The sequence below is a fragment of the Muricoccus pecuniae genome (assembly GCF_014199205.1).
GTDB classification, from domain to species: Bacteria; Pseudomonadota; Alphaproteobacteria; order Acetobacterales; family Acetobacteraceae; genus Roseomonas; species Roseomonas pecuniae.
On record NZ_JACIJD010000005.1, the window covers coordinates 230,979 to 248,548 of the forward strand.

14 protein-coding genes and 1 pseudogene are annotated in these 17,570 nt (G+C 66.8%); 11 read left to right on the top strand and 4 right to left on the bottom strand.

Going from position 1 to position 17,570, the window contains the following annotated elements; translation table 11 throughout:
• Nucleotides 1-44 precede the first annotated feature (44 nt).
• Complete coding sequence (locus FHS87_RS07630; RefSeq protein ID WP_184515771.1) at nucleotides 45-833, bottom strand: IclR family transcriptional regulator domain-containing protein; 789 nt, start codon at nucleotides 831-833, stop codon at nucleotides 45-47.
• A gap of 117 nt (nucleotides 834-950) precedes the next feature.
• Here FHS87_RS07630 and FHS87_RS07635 point away from each other — a divergent pair, with 117 nt between their 5' ends.
• The 7 genes from FHS87_RS07635 to FHS87_RS07665 are packed head-to-tail and all read left to right on the top strand — an operon-like array spanning nucleotide 951 to nucleotide 8,344.
• Complete coding sequence (locus FHS87_RS07635; RefSeq protein WP_246418192.1) at nucleotides 951-2,261, top strand: aromatic ring-hydroxylating dioxygenase subunit alpha; 1,311 nt, start codon at nucleotides 951-953, stop codon at nucleotides 2,259-2,261.
• Nucleotides 2,262-2,289: 28 nt separating this feature from the next.
• Entirely contained in the window at nucleotides 2,290-3,723 is a 1,434-nt protein-coding gene (locus FHS87_RS07640; protein WP_184515777.1) for a glutamine synthetase family protein, read from the top strand.
• Nucleotides 3,724-3,750: 27 nt separating this feature from the next.
• Nucleotides 3,751-4,542 carry an ABC transporter ATP-binding protein gene (locus FHS87_RS07645; RefSeq protein WP_246418194.1) on the top strand — a complete coding sequence of 264 codons (792 nt, stop codon included), beginning with the start codon at nucleotides 3,751-3,753 and terminating at the stop codon, nucleotides 4,540-4,542.
• Nucleotides 4,532-5,296 carry an ABC transporter permease gene (locus FHS87_RS07650; RefSeq protein ID WP_184515780.1) on the top strand — a complete coding sequence of 255 codons (765 nt, stop codon included), beginning with the start codon at nucleotides 4,532-4,534 and terminating at the stop codon, nucleotides 5,294-5,296. The genes FHS87_RS07645 and FHS87_RS07650 overlap by 11 nt, the downstream gene beginning before the upstream one ends.
• Before the next feature lie 13 nt (nucleotides 5,297-5,309).
• Nucleotides 5,310-6,314, top strand: coding sequence for an ABC transporter substrate-binding protein (locus tag FHS87_RS07655; protein ID WP_184515783.1), 1,005 nt, complete (start codon nucleotides 5,310-5,312; stop codon nucleotides 6,312-6,314).
• 1 nt (nucleotide 6,315) lies between these two features.
• Nucleotides 6,316-7,119, top strand: a complete 804-nt coding sequence (locus tag FHS87_RS07660) for an ABC transporter permease (RefSeq protein WP_184515786.1) — start codon at nucleotides 6,316-6,318, stop codon at nucleotides 7,117-7,119.
• Nucleotides 7,112-8,344 carry an MFS transporter gene (locus FHS87_RS07665; protein ID WP_184515789.1) on the top strand — a complete coding sequence of 411 codons (1,233 nt, stop codon included), beginning with the start codon at nucleotides 7,112-7,114 and terminating at the stop codon, nucleotides 8,342-8,344. The genes FHS87_RS07660 and FHS87_RS07665 overlap by 8 nt, the downstream gene beginning before the upstream one ends.
• Here the strand turns inward: FHS87_RS07665 and FHS87_RS07670 are convergent.
• Nucleotides 8,322-8,777: a hypothetical protein gene (locus tag FHS87_RS07670; protein ID WP_184515792.1), complete on the bottom strand. Its 456-nt coding sequence runs from the start codon at nucleotides 8,775-8,777 to the stop codon at nucleotides 8,322-8,324. The two genes, FHS87_RS07665 and FHS87_RS07670, sit on opposite strands and share 23 nt — an antisense overlap.
• Before the next feature lie 395 nt (nucleotides 8,778-9,172).
• On the opposite strand from FHS87_RS07670, the gene FHS87_RS07675 reads away from it, so the two are divergent.
• Nucleotides 9,173-10,636, top strand: coding sequence for a tyrosine-type recombinase/integrase (locus tag FHS87_RS07675; RefSeq protein ID WP_184515795.1), 1,464 nt, complete (start codon nucleotides 9,173-9,175; stop codon nucleotides 10,634-10,636).
• A gap of 163 nt (nucleotides 10,637-10,799) precedes the next feature.
• Nucleotides 10,800-13,979: an N-6 DNA methylase gene (locus tag FHS87_RS07680; protein WP_221299637.1), complete on the top strand. Its 3,180-nt coding sequence runs from the start codon at nucleotides 10,800-10,802 to the stop codon at nucleotides 13,977-13,979.
• A gap of 9 nt (nucleotides 13,980-13,988) precedes the next feature.
• Here the strand turns inward: FHS87_RS07680 and FHS87_RS07685 are convergent.
• Nucleotides 13,989-14,126, bottom strand: a pseudogene (locus FHS87_RS07685) (transposase); the annotation flags it as partial.
• Between the two features lie 229 nt (nucleotides 14,127-14,355).
• Here FHS87_RS07685 and FHS87_RS07690 point away from each other — a divergent pair.
• Together FHS87_RS07690 and FHS87_RS07695 are read left to right on the top strand one after the other, a co-directional pair.
• Nucleotides 14,356-15,879, top strand: coding sequence for a reverse transcriptase domain-containing protein (locus FHS87_RS07690; protein WP_184515798.1), 1,524 nt, complete (start codon nucleotides 14,356-14,358; stop codon nucleotides 15,877-15,879).
• Entirely contained in the window at nucleotides 15,876-16,514 is a 639-nt protein-coding gene (locus tag FHS87_RS07695; RefSeq protein WP_184515801.1) for an SLATT domain-containing protein, read from the top strand. Before FHS87_RS07690 ends, FHS87_RS07695 begins: the two co-directional genes overlap by 4 nt.
• Nucleotides 16,515-16,597: 83 nt before the next feature.
• Here the strand turns inward: FHS87_RS07695 and FHS87_RS07700 are convergent, their stop codons facing one another.
• Complete coding sequence (locus tag FHS87_RS07700) at nucleotides 16,598-16,963, bottom strand: transposase (protein ID WP_221299639.1); 366 nt, start codon at nucleotides 16,961-16,963, stop codon at nucleotides 16,598-16,600.
• Nucleotides 16,964-17,570: the final 607 nt, after the last annotated feature.

Here is a 17,570-nt window from a genome sequence, read left to right on the forward strand (position 1 = left end):
GAAGGGCGAGGACGCCGCACGAAGTCGCTCGCGCGGACCCAGGGTCAGACGAGTTGCGCGGAGAGACCCTCGGCCTCGGCGCGCAGCAGGGGGAGCAGCCGCTCGCGCATGCCCCGGGCATCCATCCCGGCGACGGAGGTGCCGATGTTGAGCGCGGCCACCACCCGTCCGTCATAGCGGCGCAGGGGAACGGCGAGGGAGCGGAAGCCCAGCTCCACCTCCTCCTCCACCAGCGCGTGTCCCTCCGCCCCCGCGGCCCTGATGGCGTCGAGCAGCCGGGCGGGATCGGTCTCGGTGCGCGGCGTCAGGGCGCGGGGAGGCAGGGCGCGGAGGAGCGGGGCCAGGGCCTCCTCCGGCAGGGCGGCGAGGAGGACGCGGCCGAGGGCGGTGGCATAGGCCGGCAGGCGCGCGCCCACCATCGTGTTCGCCGGGACCAGCCGTGCCGGCTGCCCATAGGCGACGAAGACGATCTCCGCCCCGTCCAGCATCGCGACGGAGCAGGCCGCCATGGCCGAGGCCGCGATCCGCTCGCAGGCCGGCTGCAGCAGGGCCGAGACGCCGTTCGAGCCGAGATAGCCGGAAGCGAGGCGCAGCACGGCGGGGGTGAGGCGGAACAGCCGCCCCTCGCTCTCGACCAGCCCGAGATGGACGAGGGTGAGCAGCGCCCGCCGGGCCGTTGCGCGCGGCAGGTCCACAAGGCGCGCCACCTCGGCCAGGCTCATCCGGCGCCGCTCCGGCCCGAAGGCGAGGAGGATGGCGATCCCGCGTGCCAGGGCTTCGGACCCTTCGGTGCCCGGCCCGGCGCGCCCCGTGCCCGCCCCCATTCTCGGCATCCGCCTCTCCATCGGCTCGCGCGATCCGCGTTGCGCTCGCTTTCTGGAAGACCCTACACTCGAACACCCGTTCGGTCATCGAACATCCGGAGGCGATCGGCCATGATGAGTGCGGAGATGAATCGGCGCCTCACCGGCGTCGGGCCGGGAACGCCGGGCGGGGCGCTGCTCCGCCGCTACTGGCAGCCAGTCGCCCTGGTAGACGAGCTGGAAGGGCCGCGCCCCGTGCGCCCCGTCCGCGCCCTCGGCCAGGACTTCGTGCTCTTCCGGGACGAGGCGGGGCAGGTCGGCCTCATCGACCGCGCCTGCCCGCACCGGGGCGTGGACCTCGCCTATGGACGGCTGGAGGATGGCGGGCTGCGCTGCCCCTTCCACGGCTGGCTCTTCGGCACGGACGGGCGCTGCCTGGACACCCCCGCCGAGCCGGAGGGCAGCACGCTGCACCAACGCGTCCGCGCGCGCGCCTATCCCGTGCAGCTCCGCTCCGGCATCGTCTTCGCCTATCTCGGCGAGGGCGAGCCGCCCGCCCTGCCGGATTTCGACTGCTTCGTCGCGCCCGGCACCCACACCTTCGCCTTCAAAGGGCTGATCGAGTGCAACTGGCTGCAGGCGCTGGAGGTGGGCATCGACCCCGCCCACGCCTCCTTCCTGCACCGCTTCTTCGAGGACGAGGACGCGAAGGAGGGCTACGGCAAGCAGTTCCGCGGCGCCTCCGACGGGTCCGACCTGCCGATGACCTATGTGCTACGCGAGTTCCCGCGCCCGCGCATCGAGGTGGACGGCACGGATTACGGCCTGCGCATCACCGCGCTGCGCCGCATCAGCGATGCGACGACGCATGTGCGCGTGACCAACCTCCTCTTCCCCCAGGCCTTCGTCATCCCGATGAGCGCGGAGATGACGATCACCCAGTGGCACATGCCGGTGGACGACACGCGCTGCTACTGGATCGCGATCTTCACGAGCTTCGCCGCGCCCGTGGACCATGCCCGCATGCGCGCGCAGCGGCTGGAGACCTACGCCCTACCGGACTACCTCCCGCGCCGGAACAGCCGCAACGAGTACGGCTACGACCCGGAGGAGCAGGCGGGCCAGACCTATACGGGCATGGGGCACGACATCAACACGCACGACCAGTGGGCGGTGGAGAGCCAGGGCGCCATCCAGGACCGCACGCGCGAGAACCTCGCCTCCACCGACAAGGCGATCGCCGCCAACCGCCGCCTGCTGCTGCGCGCCATGACGGCCGTGGAGGAGGGGCGCGCGCCGATGATGGCGCTGGACGCCGCCACCGCCGTCGCCATGACCGGCCCCGCGACGATCGACGCCATGGCGCCGACCGAGGGGTGGGAGAGGCACTGGCGCGCCGCCGCCGCGCGCCGCCGCGCGGCCGCCCCCTGGTCCGCCCCGGCCCTGGCCGCGGAGTGAGCGCCGCGGCGCCGGGCCACGCGCCCCGATGAGCTTCGCGGATCGGCACGGGCTGCGCGACGAGGTGGCGCGCGCCCAGGCGCAGGAGGTGGTCCGGCGCATCGAGGCCGAGGGGATCGGCGTGCTGCGCCTGTCCTGGCCCGACGCGCACGGCATCCTGCGCGGCAAGACGGTGGTGGCGGCCGACGCCGCCCGCGCGCTGCGCGACGGCATCGCCATGACGACGACGATGCTGCTGAAGGACAGCGCCCACCGCACCGCCTGGCCCGTCTTCACCGCCGGCGCCGGGATGGGGATGCGGGAGATGCAGGGGGCGGCGGACTTCCTCATCCTGCCCGATCCCGCAAGCTTCCGCGTGCTCCCCTGGGCGCCGCATACGGGCTGGATGCTCTGCGACGCCTATTTCGCCGACGGGCGCCCCGTGCCCTTCTCCGCGCGCCACCAGCTCCGCCGCGCGCTGGACCGGGCGGCGGCGCTCGGCTTCTCCTATGTCACGGGGGTGGAGCTGGAGTTCCACCTCTTCCGCCTGCTCGACCCGAAGCTGGCGCCCGAGGATGCGGGGCAGCCGGGCACGCCGCCCGAGGTCGCGCTGCTCAGCCAGGGCTACAACTACCTCACGGAGAGCCGCTACGACGCGCTCGACCCCGTGCTGGAAATCCTGCGCCACGCGCTGGAATCGCTCGACCTCCCCCTGCGCTCGATGGAGGTGGAGTACGGGCCGAGCCAGGTGGAGTTCACCTTCGACGCGCAGGAGGCCATGGCATCGGCCGATGCCGCGATCCTCTTCCGCTCCGCCGTGAAGCAGGTGGCGCGGCGGCACGGATACCACGCCACCTTCATGTGCCGGCCGCGCATCCCGAACGTCATGTCCTCCGGCTGGCACCTGCACCAGTCGCTCGCCCATGCGTCGAGCGGGCGCAACGCCTTCGCCGGGGAAGGGGGCGAGCCTCTCTCCGGCACGGCGCGGCACTTTCTTGGCGGGCTGCTGCACCACGCGCGCGCGGCGGCGGCCTTCTCCACGCCGACGATCAACGGATACCGGCGCTACCGTCCGCTCTCCCTCGCGCCCGACCGCGCGGTCTGGGGCATCGACAACCGCGGCGTGATGGTCCGCGCCCTCGGACAACCGGGAGACCGAGCGACGCGGCTGGAGAACCGCGTCGGCGAGCCCGCGGCGAATCCTTACCTCTACATGGCATCGCAGCTGCATTTCGGGCTGGACGGCATCGAGGCGGCGCGCGACCCCGGCCCGCCCGCCGACACGCCCTATGAGACGGAGGCGCCGCTCCTGCCGCGCAGCCTCGCCGAGGCGCTCGACGCGCTGGACAGGAGCGGCACGGCGCGCGAGGCTTTCGGCGAGGGCTTCATCGACTGGTTCCTGCGAATCAAGCGCGCCGAGATCGCCCGCTTCGAGGCGGAGGTCTCGGAGTGGGAGCAGCGGGAGTATTTCGAGCTCTTCTAGGAAACGCGGGAAGGGGATGGCCGGGGCTTGGAAACGCTGATCCTGGAGCTGGATGCGGTCGGGAAGTCCTTCCCCGCGCGCGGCGGGCCGCCGACGCTGGCCATGGACCGCGTCTCCCTCTCCGTGCGGGAGGGAGAGTTCCTCTCCATCCTCGGTCCCTCGGGCTGCGGCAAGTCCACGCTGCTGCAGATCGCGGCGGGGCTGATGGAGCCGTCGGCCGGCGCGGTGCGCGTCGCCGGGCGCGCGGTGAAGGGGCCGCCGCCCGAGGCGGTCTATGTTTTCCAGCAGTACGGCCGCTCCCTCCTGCCCTGGCGCAGCGTGCGGGACAACGTCGCTTTCGCGGTGGAGCACCGGCCCGGCATGTCGCGTTCCCGCGCGCGGGCGGTGGCCGATGCGCAGCTCGCCGCCGTCGCGCTCACCGGCTTCGGGGACCATTTCCCCTGGCAGCTCTCGGGCGGGATGCAGCAGCGCGTGGCCCTCGCCCGCGCCCTCGCCGCCGAGCCGAGGATCCTGCTGATGGACGAGCCCTTCAGCGCGGTGGACGCGCTGACGCGGCTCGACCTGCACCGCCTCATGCTCGAGCTCTGGGAGAAGCGCGGGCTGACGGTGGTGCTGGTGACGCATGACGTGGAGGAGGCGGTCGCGCTGTCGGACCGCGTGGCGCTGCTGACGAAGCGGCCCTCCACCATCGCGCGCGTCGTCGAGACCGGGCTGCCCCGGCCACGCGACGCCGTGGAGGTGCGCGAGACGGCCCGCTTCCTCGAATTGCGGCACGAATTGTTGGACGCCCTACTGACCCGGGGCGGCCATGCGGGCTGAGCGGCTCCTCGCCCCTCTGCCCGGCCTGCTCTTCCTTGCGCTGCTGCTGCTCGTCCTCGAATGGGCGGTGGGGGAGGGGCTGATCCGCCGCGCGCTGATGCCGCCGCCCTCGGCGATCTGGGAGGTGCTGCGGGACCTCCTCCTCTCCGGCGACGTGCTCCCGCCGCTCGCGGCCACGCTGCGCCTCGTCCTCATCGGCTTCGCCCTGGGCTCTGCGGCGGGCGTCGCGCTCGGCACGGCGATGGGGTGGTGGGGCGCGGCCTACCGGCTGCTGGAGCCGCTGGTGGAGATGCTGCGCCCCATCCCGAAGGCCGCGCTGGTGCCGCCGCTGATGCTGTTCCTCGGCATCGGGGACATGATGAAGATCACCTCGGTCGCGCTCGCCGTCACCTTCCCCGTGCTGGTGAACACGCTCCAGGGCGTTCGCGGCGTGGACCGCGTGCTGCTGGATTCCGCGCGCACGCATGGCTGGGGCACAGGGCGGGCGCTGCGCCACGTGGTGCTCCCCGCCGCGCTGCCCTTCATCCTGGCGGGCATGCGGACCAGCCTCGGCCTCGCCCTCATCATCGCCGTGCTGTCGGAGATGCTGACAGGGCAGGGGGGGCTGGGCTTCCTCATCCTCGACATGCAGCGAAGCTTCCTGATCCGGCAGATGTATGCCTGGCTCGTGATCCTCGCCCTCGTCGGGCTGGCCCTCAACGCGCTCTTCGCCTGGGCCGAGGCGCGGGCGCTGCACTGGCAACAACGGCAATGAGAGGAAGAGAGAGATGACCGGGATCACCCGCCGCGCCGCGCTCGGCGCTGCTGTTGCCAGGCCGCTCGCCGCGGCGGTCGCCATGCCCCTGGCAGGGGCGGTCGCCGCGCCCGCCCTGCTCGCCCAGGCGCCCACGAAGCTGCGCGTCAGCGTGATCCCCGTGCTCGATGTCGCGCCGCTGCACGCGGCCATCGCGCAGGGCTATTTCGCGGCCGAGGGGATCGAGATCGATACCTCCAGCACCGCGGGCGGCGCGACGGGGCTGCCGGGGCTGGTGGCGGGCCAGTTCCGCATCGCCTTCTCCAACACCGTCTCCATCCTTCTCGGCATCCGGGAAGGGCTGGACTTCCGCTTCGTCTCCGGCGCCTCCCGCTCGCAGCCCGCGCCGCCGGACGCCATGGCGGTGATGGTGCGCAAGGGTTCCGGCATCACCGACGGCAAGGGGCTCGAGGGCAAGCGCATCGCCTCCAACACGCGTAACAACATCGTCTGGCTGCGCGGCATGTCCTGGATCGACAGGACGGGCGGCGACTACCGCAAGGTCACCACGGTGGAGGTGCCCTTCCCGCAGATGGCGGACGCGCTGGCGGGCGGGCAGATCGACGCCGCCATCTTCAGCGAGCCCTTCGTCACCGCCGCGCTGCAGAGCCATGGCGACCGGATCGAGCGCATCGGCTGGCCGATCAGCGAGACCGCGCCCTCCTCCTCCGTCGCGCAATACGTCGCCATGAAGGACGACCTCGCCCGCAACGGCGAGGTGTTCGAGCGCTTCGCCCGCGGGCTGCACAAGGGGGTGGATTGGGTGAACGAACGGCTGGGCAAGCCCGAGCTGCTTCAGCTCATCTCCGGCTTCTCCCGCGTGCCGGTGGAGCGGCTGCAGAACTGCGCCTTCACTGCCTATCCGAAGGACGTGTCCGAGGCGGAGCTGGCCGAGGTGATCTCGACCATGGGGCGCCACGGGCTGGGCGGGCGCTACCCCGCGCCGGCGGAGCTGATCTTCCGCACGGCGAAGGCCTGAGGTGTCGGAGGCGGTTCTCGCCCGGCCCGCCGCCGTGTCCCTGCGGCTGCGCCCCAGCTCGGGCCTGCTGCTGGTGCTCGGGCTCCTCCTTCTCTGGGAGATTTCGGCCCGCACCGGCATGGTGGACAGCCCGAACTGGCCGCCCTTCCTGCACGTGCTGGCGGCGCTGGCGCGGGACACCGTCTCGGGCGAGATCCCCCTCCTGGTCGGCTCGACCCTCGCCCGCATGTTCGCCGGCCTTGCCGCGGGAACCCTGGCGGGCGTCGCGGCCGGGCTCATCTTCGGGGCCAGCCGCCTCGTCCGCCGCCTGCTCGGGCCGACGGTGGAGCTGATCCGCCCCATTCCCATCCCGGCCATCATCCCGCCGCTCGTCCTCTTCCTTGGGCTGGACGACGCGATGAAGGTCACGGTGGCGGCCGTGACCGCCTTCTTCCCCGTGCTGACCAACACGGCGCAGGGGCTGCGGGCGGTGGAGGCCGACCAGCTCGCCATGGCGCGCAGCTTCGGCGTGCCGGCGCATCGCCGGCTGCTGCGCGTCACCTTGCCGGCGATCCTGCCCTACGTGCTCGCCGGGTTGCGGGTCGCGCTGGCGCTGGCGCTCGTGACGACCGTCGTGGCCGAGATGATCGCCGGTGAGCAGGGGGTGGGCCACTACCTCGTGCTGATGCAGTTCGCCGGGCGCGCGGAGGAGATGTACGCGGCGGTGCTCGTGCTCGCCCTGCTCGGCTACGGGCTGAACCGGGGCTTCGTCCTGCTGGAGCGGCGGCTGATCGGCTGGTTCTACGCCACGGGACGCGATGGCTGAACCGCCGCCCGCCGGGGCGCGGGAGACGCGCTGGCGGGAGGTGCTGGCCCTCGTGGCGGCGGGGGTGGCCGCCTCCCTCCAGCTCGGTAAGGTCGCGCCCTCCCTTCTCGCCATCGCCGGCGAGTTCGGGATCGGGCTCGGCGGCGCGGCGGGGCTGCTCTCGGTCTTCGCGCTGCTCGGCGCCCTTCTCGGGCTGCCGGCCGGGCTTCTCGCCGGGCGGGCCGGGGTGCGGCGTTTCCTGCTGGGCGGGCTCGTCCTCATGGGAGGGGCGGGGATCGCGGCCTCCCTCGCGCCGGGCCCGGGGGGCCTCTATGCCGCCCGGGTCGTGGAGGGCGGCGCCTTCCTGGCCGTCGTCGTCTCCGCCCCCAGTCTCGTCGCCGCGCGGGCCGCGCTGGCGGACCGGGCGATGGCGATGAGCTGTTGGAGCATCTTCATGCCGACGGGCATCGCGCTGGGCATGCTCGCCGCGCCGCTGGTGGACGGCCTGGGCTGGCGCGGGGCCTGGGCCGGGCTCGCCCTGCTGCCGCCGGCCACCGCGCTGGTCCTCGCGGTCCTGCTGCCGCCCACGGCCGGGCGGCCGGTGGCGGGGCCGTCCGACATCCCCGGGCGGGTGGGGGCGCTCTGGCGCGCGCGGCTGCCGTTCGCCGCCGCCGGGGCCTTCGCCTGCTACGCCGTGATGTATTTCGGGATCGCGGGCTTTCTCCCCGCGCGATTGGCGCAAGGGTTCGGCCTCTCGCTTCCGGCCGCCGGGCTGGCCGGCGCGGGGGCGGCCATGGCCAATATCGGCGGGAACCTCCTGGCGGGAGGGCTCATGCGGGGCGGGTTCCGGGCGGCGAGGCTCGTCATGGTGGCGGGAACCGCCATGGCGGTGCTCTCGGCCGGGACCTTCGCGCTGCCCTTCTCGGCCGGGCTGACCGTCGCCGCGGCGCTGCTCGCCTCGGGCATCGGCGGGATCATCCCCGCCTCCCTTTTCGCCCTCGTACCCCGCACGGTTCCGGAGCCATCCCTCACCGGGCCGGCGCTCGGGCTCGTCGTGCAGTTCAACAACATCGGCTCGGTGCTGGCCCCGCTCGCGATCGCCAGCCTGGCGGAGCGGGACTGGGCGCTGGCCGCACTGCCCCTCTTAGCAGCCGGCGGCTGCCTGATGCTGCTGGCGAAGCCGTTGCGGCGGATCGGGGAGGATCCGTCCTCCGCGGTGCGCGCTACATCACCCCGAAGCCCTTGATCGCGACCACCGCGGCCACGACGAGGAGGAGGGTCGATCCCGCCACCACGAGGCTCGCGGCCCAGGGCGGCAGGTCGTCATTGGCGGAGACCGTCACATGGTGCCCGCGCGGCGTCCCCGCGGTCACGCGGAGGCCGCGGGGGCCGTATTTCGGCGGGAGGGTGGCGGTATCGCCCTGGGCGTCGCAGGGCAGGACGATGCTCGCCGGGACGCCCATCAGGCGCTGCAGGGCCGACTGGCGCTTCTCGGAATAGCCGGCGAGCTGGATGTTCAGCCGCGCGGCCGTCCGCCCCTCCACCGAGATGACGCTGCCCCACTGGCCCGCCTTCCCCATGGCGCCGTCGCCCGTCTCGTCCGTGCGGAGGCGGACGAGGTCGCCCGGCTCGAAGCGGGACACGTAGGCGCTGCCGTCCTCGCGGTAGTTAACCTTCATCGTCTTCCCCAGGACACCTCGTCTGCCTGGGGACGCAGCCTAGCCCCTCTTTCCTAACGCCTTCCTGACGCGCTCCCGCCGGGCAGCAGGAGCGCGCCGGAGTCAGCCCATGTTCACCATGATTGTCTTCTTGTGGGTGAAACACACAACTATGCCTAACGTGTTGAAAACAAAGACCTGCCTGTAGAACATGCACGGGAACGTGATGTAAAGTTTTTGCACATTCAAAGAATGTCCGACGATGATTGCGGTGAATACTGACAATAGAACAATGAAGAAAGTATAAGAGAGAAGTGGAAAGGCAAGAAACTTGCACAATCGGGCAGTGAAGCGCCCCTGATACTCAGCTCTCCTTGGCAAGCAGTCGATCGGAATACAAGCCAAGGAGTCCAAGAATGGCCCAAGTCATCCCCCTTTTCGGCAGCAAGCCGGAGGTTAACCCGGTTAATTCTGCTGCTACGCCGGTGCCAGCGAAGGAGTCGGTACCCGTGAAGCAGACAGCCGAGACAGAGCAGGTTTCGCTGCACGAGGGCGACCTCGTCGTCTACCGGCGCCCCGGCGCGAGCAGTAAGTGGCAGTACCGTCTCCGTCTGCCCGGAGGCGACTACGAGCGCAAGACGACGGGAAAGCGAGCCCTTGGCGAGGCGAAGAAGGTAGCCGAAGCGAGATACCAAGAGGTCAGGTGGCGCGAGCAGCGCGGCCTCAGCACCACTGTCACGCCCTTCAGCACTGCGGCTGAAGCCTACATCGCCCATCGCATCCGTGCAGCCGATCAGGCGCCCATGGCGAAGCGCGATGCGAGGATGAAAAAAGCGGAGACGGAGGCAAGTATGATCCGGCGCTATCTCGCTCCGCACTTCAGCGACACACCATTGGACGAGGTCGACGCGCAGGCAGTGGAACGCTTCCACGAGGCCTACCTCGAGCAATGGAAGGCGGGGCAGGGGACGAAGCGCGTCCAGTACCGTACGCGTGACAACAAGGGGCGCGAGTACAAGAAGCCCCTGGCGGTGCAGATGCCCGGCACCCACATCCGCAAGCCAGGCGTGAACAGCCGCATCCTATTCGAGCGGCTGGTGCGGCACATCTTCGAGCGCGCGGTCAAGGACGGCCGCATCACGCGAACGGAGATGCCAGAACTGGATGTCACCCAGTTCGTGCGGAATCGCCGTGGCGCCTTCAGCGCAGCCGAGCAGACGAAGCTGCTGGCTCATTTGGAGAGCCGCATCGAGAAGACCAAGAAGAAGCACCACCAGGCGTCGCGCAGGCTGCTGTGGCTGTGGGTACGCTTCCACCTACTGACCGGGCTCAGGCCGGGGGTGGAGGGCACCAAGCTCAGGTTCCGGGATCTAGAGTTCGTCGACGGGTCAACGCCGCACTTTGTGGTGCGCGTGCAGCAGGGCAAGACCGGGTCACGGCCCGTGGTGGTGGATATGCGGCTCAAGGAGGTCATAAACTCAATCCAGGCGCAGCACCCGGATCCGAAGCCTAACGCCTGCCTGTGGGTGAAGCCTAACGGCGAGCCCACTACGCGCTTCGGCGAGGGCTTCAAGGTCGTGCTGAAGGAGCTAGGCCTCGGCAGCGATGCCCATGGCCTGGTTCGGACCCCATACAGCATGCGTCACTCGTTCATCACCGACGCGATCCAACGCGGCGTCAACCTGAATATGCTGGCCGACAATGCCGGGAACTCGGTGGAGCAGATCTCGACGCACTACGACCACGTTATTCACACACAGCATGCGGCGGAGCTCCTGAAGGGTATCAAACGCGAGCGTTGCACAGCTAAAGCAGATCAGTTCGCGCGCCCGTTGACCAACGCCTCAATCCGGCCAGGGGCAGCCCGAGCGGTGTTCTAGTACCACCGCGCCGCAGCCGAGCGGGGGCGAAGGAGCCCACCTGGCCCGAAAACGGTCGACGGATAGCAAGTCTGACGCGGCAATCCTCTAGCTGCCTCCGGAAAGTAAGTACAACCTCAAGGGGTTCGCCCTAGCCCTGGGGCCGAAGGTACAGAACCGACCGATGGAAGCCACCAAGAGGTGGGTCCGGCACAAGGGCATTGCCGCGCCTATGCGCCTTGCGCGCAGCCGCACAGTGGGCGACAACAGCGGTCGAGATTCAATCATCCCTGTCAAGAAGCTCGCTGGCATGTGCGGTTGCAACCCGCTGCGCCCGGGCCGGCACTTGAGGTGTAGCTTGCTTCCATTGTTGGGCCGCCTGACCAACCGCGATGCTCCTCGGACAGAGGCTGAGGTTCAAGCGGACATCAGGCAACTGCTGCTCAGCGCCCCCTTGCAGCTGCACGAGGACGACCTGCAGACCGTGCATATGGAGTCCCAGCTAGGGGACGGGCGGCGAATCGACATCGAGGTCGGCTCGGCTGTAGTGGAAGTCAAGCGCGACTTGCGGAAGGGCAAGGTGCGCGTCAACGCGGTGCAGCAGCTTGCCGGATATGTGCAGACGCGCGGTGAGCAGACAGGACGCCGGTACGTCGGTATCCTCACCGATGGTGCCGAGTGGCGGTGCCACCATCTGGTCGAGGGTGAGCTGCGTGAGGTCTCCACCCTGGAGGCAAGCGGAGGCCGTGCCGATCTCGACCGCTTGGTCGCTTGGCTCGAAGGCGTGCTGGCGACCGCAAAGGACGTGCGGCCGACGGCGGGCGAGATTGCAACGCGCCTGGGCGCCGGAAGCAGCGCGCACGCCCTCGACCGTGCAACTCTCTCAGCACTCTACAAGGCGAGCGCCGAACGCCCAACGGTGAAGATCAAGCGCGCTTTGTGGTCACGTCTACTCCAGTCGGCCCTTGGAACGCAGTTCGACGACACTGACGATCTATTCATCGAACACACCCTGCTGGTCAACTCTGCGGAAATCATCGCCCACGCTGTGCTCGGCCTGCCGGTCGACAGCATCGCGCCCGCTTCCCTGCTCTCCGGGAGCAAGTTCGACGAGAGCGGCATCTACGGAGTGGTCGAGTCGGACTTTTTTGACTGGGTTCTCGAGGTGAACGGCGGCCAGCAGTTCATCCGCACCCTCGCGCGGCGGCTGGGCCGCTTCGCCTGGAACGCTGTCGACCAGGACGTGCTCAAGGTCCTCTATGAATCCGTGATCGGCACCGAGACACGCAAGCGCCTTGGCGAATACTACACACCGGACTGGCTGGCAGAGGCCGTCGTCGGCGCAGTCCTAACGGCACCACTGGAGCAGCGGGTACTCGATCCTGCTTGCGGGTCCGGGACATTCCTGTTCCACGCAGCGCGCAAGTACATCACCGAGGCCGAGGCGGACGGGCGGCAGCCGGCCGACGTACTGGCGGGGTTGACCAGCCGCGTGTTCGGCATGGACCTCCATCCAGTCGCAGTCACGCTGGCGCGAGTTACCTACCTGCTCGCCATCGGCCGCGAGCGCCTCATGGACCCGCAGCGCGGCGCAATCCACGTCCCAGTCTTCCTGGGAGACGCGCTGCAGTGGCGGGAGCAGCAGCTGGACCTCTGGACCGCGGGTAACCTCGTCATCCATGCCGACGACCAGCGCGAGTTGTTCCCAGCCGAACTGCGATTCCCGGACGCGTTGCTGGAGGACGCTCCGCGCTTCGATCGCCTTGTCCAGGAGATGGCGGGCCGCGCGTCCGCTAAGAAGCCAGGTGCCGCCGTCCCCTCCCTTTCTGCCCTCTTTCAGCGCCTAGCCATCCCTGAGGCCGCTAGGCTCGAGCTGACCAACACCTTCAAGATCATGTGCCGGCTGCACGACGAAGGCCGAGACCATATCTGGGGTTACTACGTGCGGAATCTCGCCCGTCCGATGTGGCTGGCCCGCGAGGCAAACCGCGTGGATGTGCTGGTCGGGAACCCCCCGTGGCTGTCGTTCCGACATATGACAGGGGATATGCAGGTCGCTTTCAAGCGTATGAGCGAAAGCCGCCGGCTTTGGGCCGGCGCGGAAGCCGCGACCCACCAAGACCTCTCTGCGTTGTTCGTGGCGCGCGCCGCCCAGCTATACCTAAAGCAAGGTGGGCGGCTCGGCATGGTAATGCCGAATGGCGCAATGGACCGCGAATACTACGAAGGCTTCCGCGCAGGGTTCTACCCCGACCAGGCCGCGCCCGTGTCACTCCGGTTCGGGCCGTCCTGGGACCTGCGCCGCATCCGTCCGCACTTCTTCCCGCGGGGGGCAAGCGTGGTGTTTGCGCACCGCGGCGCCGCCGCAAACCCGATGCCACGCAAAGCAGAGATCTGGTCCGGGCGCCTGCAGCGGGGAAATACGACTTGGTCAGCCGCAGGGCCTCACCTTCAACGTGTGGAAGGCGAGGTGACCATCGCCGACCGTGCGCTACGCTCGCCTTACAGTCCGGCTTTCACCCAAGGCGCCATTATGGCGCCGCGCCTGCTATTCATCGTCTCGTCGCGTCAGGCCTCGCCGCTCGGCCTGCAGGCCGGGCGGATGGGGGTGGTGTCGCACCGAAGCGCGAATGAGAAGAAGCCATGGAAGTACATGGCCAGCGTCGAAGGGGTCGTCGAGACCGAGTTCGTGCGTCCTGTGTACTCAGGCGAGAACTTGCTCCCGCATCGGGTCACGTCGCCACTGCGTGCGGTGATTCCCTGCACCTCGGAGCGGCTACTGACGGAGCGCGCAGAGATCGAGTATTACCCCGGCCTCGATCAATGGTGGAGGGCCGCAGAGGAATGTTGGGTGGCACACCGCTCCACCAAGCGCTTGTCATTGATTGAACAATTGAATTATCAGAACAAACTCCAGAAGCAGCTGCCAGTGCCGCCATTGCGGGTAGTCTACAACACCTCTGGCATGCACATCTTCGCAGCGAAGGTGGCGGACCGGCGGTCGCTGATTGCCAGCGGCCTGTACTGGGCCGCGGTCGCAGACAGCGAGGAGGCGGACTACCTTTGCGCCATCCTGAACTCGGAAGTCACCTCTGACCTCGTCAGACCGTACCTGCCGTATGCGAAAGACGAGCGCCACATCCACAAGCACATTTGGCAGCTGATTGTGCCGACTTACGACCGCACCGACGCTACCCACCGGGAGGTTGTCGCGCTTGGGCGCGAGATGGCCCGTCTTGCGGCGGATTATCCGGTGGATTCCGACCTCCACTTTGCAACTACGCGAGGGAGGATGCGCAGCGCGATGGAGAACACGGCATCGGGTAAGCGGCTTGGCGAGATCATGTACGAGATGCTGTCGTGATGCCGGCCCTCGCCAGCTGCGCAGCATCGAAGGCTGGTTCCCCAGCTCCTCCGCCACTCGCGTTAACGGCCGTCCGCTGCTCTCCAGCAGTTCCACCGCCTCCCGCTTGAATTCCTCCGTGACCTCGCGTCGCGTCCTGGTCGTCATCAAGGCACCTCGCTCACTCAAGAGCTTCTCCGAGGTGTCCACCAACACGGAGGAGGGTCAGGGTGGGGTTGACAAATTGTGTGACGAACCCTGAAATCACGACATGCGCGAGTGGCGCTAGGCGGGGGGCGCGCATTGACTGAGCAGGCAGACCTGCAAAGTACTGTCGCCTTGCGAACGACCTCATACTCCGGTGCCCCCCGCCGCCCAAATTCCTGACCCACCGCACATGATCCACCTAATCCAGGCACGTATCGAGCTTGAGGCACGGAAGCGGATAAGACGCCACAACCAGGATGTCGCGAGATCGGGCGCCGATGGAAAGAGGTTCGCAAAGCGGACTGGCTTGGTCCCCAAGACGTCCCCCCCGGCAGAGCCCTTCTACTGGTCCCTGAATCGTCACTTTGATCCTAGGTACTGTTTGGCTCACGGTAAGCACATAGCAAAGGGCCTCTGGTACAGCCTCAAGAGCGGAAGGTACGCACCTCGCCCAGCCGTAGAGGTATCGATAAAGAAGTCCTCCGGAGGCAGGCGCAACGTCCGCATCTTCACAATCCCGGACGCCGCATTATCGAGCTTACTTGCTCAAAATCTGACCGCACGAAACGGCGGTGTATTTTCTGCGTCGAGCTATGCCTACCGGACTGACAAGAGGCCGTTAGATGCGGTGATTCAGCTCAGCAACTATATAAAGGCCGAAAAAACCTATATCATTGGTTTTGACTTCGAGAAGTACTTCGATAACATACCTCATGGGCACCTTGCTGGCATAGTAAACGAGCGAGGATTACTCCTCACGACCGGCCGCGAGCGTGATTTCATAATGAGCATGTTGAAACACCGCTTCGCTGATCGCAATGCGTACAGCAAGGGTGAATTTATCAGTTGCACCGCGGGAGTTCCACAGGGCTCCAGCATATCGCTTTTCCTCGCGAATGCGGCGGCTCATCAACTTGATCTGGAACTCGAGCGGAAGAATGGCGTTTTCTGTCGATACGCTGACGACTATGTTGTGGTGACGTACTCCTACGAGGATGCAATCTCGATCGTTAATACATTTGCGCGTTTTAGTGCAACGACGGGAATGCCCCTGAATCAAGATAAATCAAGTGGAGTACGTCTGCTAACGGGCGTCGGTCAGGGGGAGATCAGGAGTTTTCCGCACTTCTCCTTCCTTGGCTACCAGTTTTCATCGGGCGGGCGACTCGCGATGAGTGACAATAGGGTTAATGGCATAAAGCGCGCTATCTCCAGAATGGTTTACAACAACCTGCTCATTTATCCGCGAAGAGGATTCTTTAACTCGAGCCGGATCGGCCCCGGCTTCCGGGATTGGGATCTTGCCACCTGTATTAACGAAATCCGAAGGTACATATATGGAGGCCGAACCGAGAAAGAGTTAAGCGACTACTTGGACGGAGATACGAATCTATGGAAAGTGCGGGGGCTGATGGCGTATTACTGTTTGGTCAATGATCATGCTCAGCTGCACGCGTTAGATGGATGGCTTTGCAGTATTGTCATGCGAGCCTATAAACAAAGAGCAAAGCTGCTGGCTGCGGCTGGACTTCACGTCCTCCCCGCCGGCCGAGAACAGCTCCTTGATGGAAGCTGGTATGTATACCCGCCCATCAGTCTGGAGACGCGACTACCTAGCTTTTTCTTGGCATGGCGCGCCGCAAGAAAGAAGTGGGAAAGGCACGGCGTGGGCGGGGTAGCCGCGTCGCCAGCTTCGGTCTACGTTTACGGATGATGAACTCAAACCCTACTGCCGCCGATGCTCTTTACAAGAAGATGTGGACGACGAGGGGATCGAGGTTTGTTGCCCGCTCCCGCTACCGAGTCATGAATACTCTTTCGGTCAGTTCGATCTCCGCGCTTTCTGTTTTTCTCATTGCGATCTCGGTTGCTGCGATTGTCTTCCAGCAAAGTCTCACGGGACTGGGGCAAAACCTTTTGAACGTGTTTGGCGTCATTGCCTCTGTTGGAATTTTGGCGTTTAGCCTTATCGAGGGACTTAGAAATCACCTTGGCAATAGCGAGCGGATGAATGAATCCGCTCTTTCGATCGGGCGGCTGTACGAAGAGTTCGGCGTCGGATATCGCTCAGGCCGAAATGAGGAAAATGAGGTTCGTGACTATGTGCGAAGGTACAGCGAAATACTAGAGAAATATCCTCTGAACCACAGTTCCGTTGACTATATGAAGTTTAGGGCTGATCACGCAGCCGATTTCGGTTTGGCTGGTGCTGTGTGTCTTCCGCTACGCGTGTGTATGCGCGTAAGTTGGTGGTTTAGTATTTGCTGGGTGTACGCCGTGGTGATGCTCCTGGTACCGGCAGGGCTGCTAACTACGCTCTGGCTATATTCTTCAGTGCTGATTAAGTAGCACTAAGTAGCTGAATTTCGCGAAAGCTCACCCGAGGAGCAATATGGGCTGACGTAGAAGTGGCGTTGAAGCTCCTATAGCGGTCAAGGGGCCGCTGTGGCTGCCTGGGGTGGATGGGCCGAGCGGCAGAGGTATCCAGAGATCTCGCGGGCGACGTAGCGTATGAGGCACCAGATGATCTCGACCTTGGTCTTCCCCTCCGCGATGCGGCGCCGGACGTAGTCGATGGTGGGCTGATGGGCCCGCATGCGGACGATGACCACGCGATAGAGGGCGGCGTTGGCCTGGCGGTTACCCTCTCGGTTGAGGCGGTGTCGGTTGGTCTCGCCATTGGAGGCCGGGACGGGACAGGCGCCGCACAGCCTTGCTAGGGCCGCTTCGGAGTGAAACCCGCGGTGGTGCGTTCTCTCATCGTCCGCCTCGACGGGATTGATGTCGGCTCGCTCCACACCTCCGGCGCGTTTCAGGTTTATCCGACCGATCCGTCTCGCGAGGCAGGTACGGCGGCTTTCGCGGCCTATACGAGGGCCGTGCACGTCCCTGCGGGCGGGAGCCTATCCGATGGAACCCTGCCGGGGGAGACGTGGCTGCGATGCGACGTGACCGCATTGCTAGCGCGGACTGAGGACTGGCTTTTGGCGCTTCGTACATACCGACAAGCGATCGCGCCTGACGCCATTACGGCTCAACCGGAGGGCTTAACGGCAGCCGACCCCATCTCTGTTACGGGGTGAGCGGTCTAGCGCAACAGGAGCCTGCGCGCGTTTAGGCACCTAGCACGGAGGTTTTGGAAGCGCTGGGCTGGCCGATGCCATCGCACCCCTAGGGAGGACCACTGGGAAGGCTGTGCCAGCTCTGCGCTAGCGGCATTCTGGCTGCTCGGCAGGGTGCTGAAAGAGAAGGCCGAAAACCTGCTGTGCTAGAACTGTGCTAGTGTCCTGATCGTGAAATTCCTACGATTATTTAGGTGATCGGTAGGGGTACGGCGATGGGCAAGCCTGCGGTGTCGATCGTGCTGAGCGCGGCCGAGCGGCGGGAGCTTGAGTCGCTTGCCCG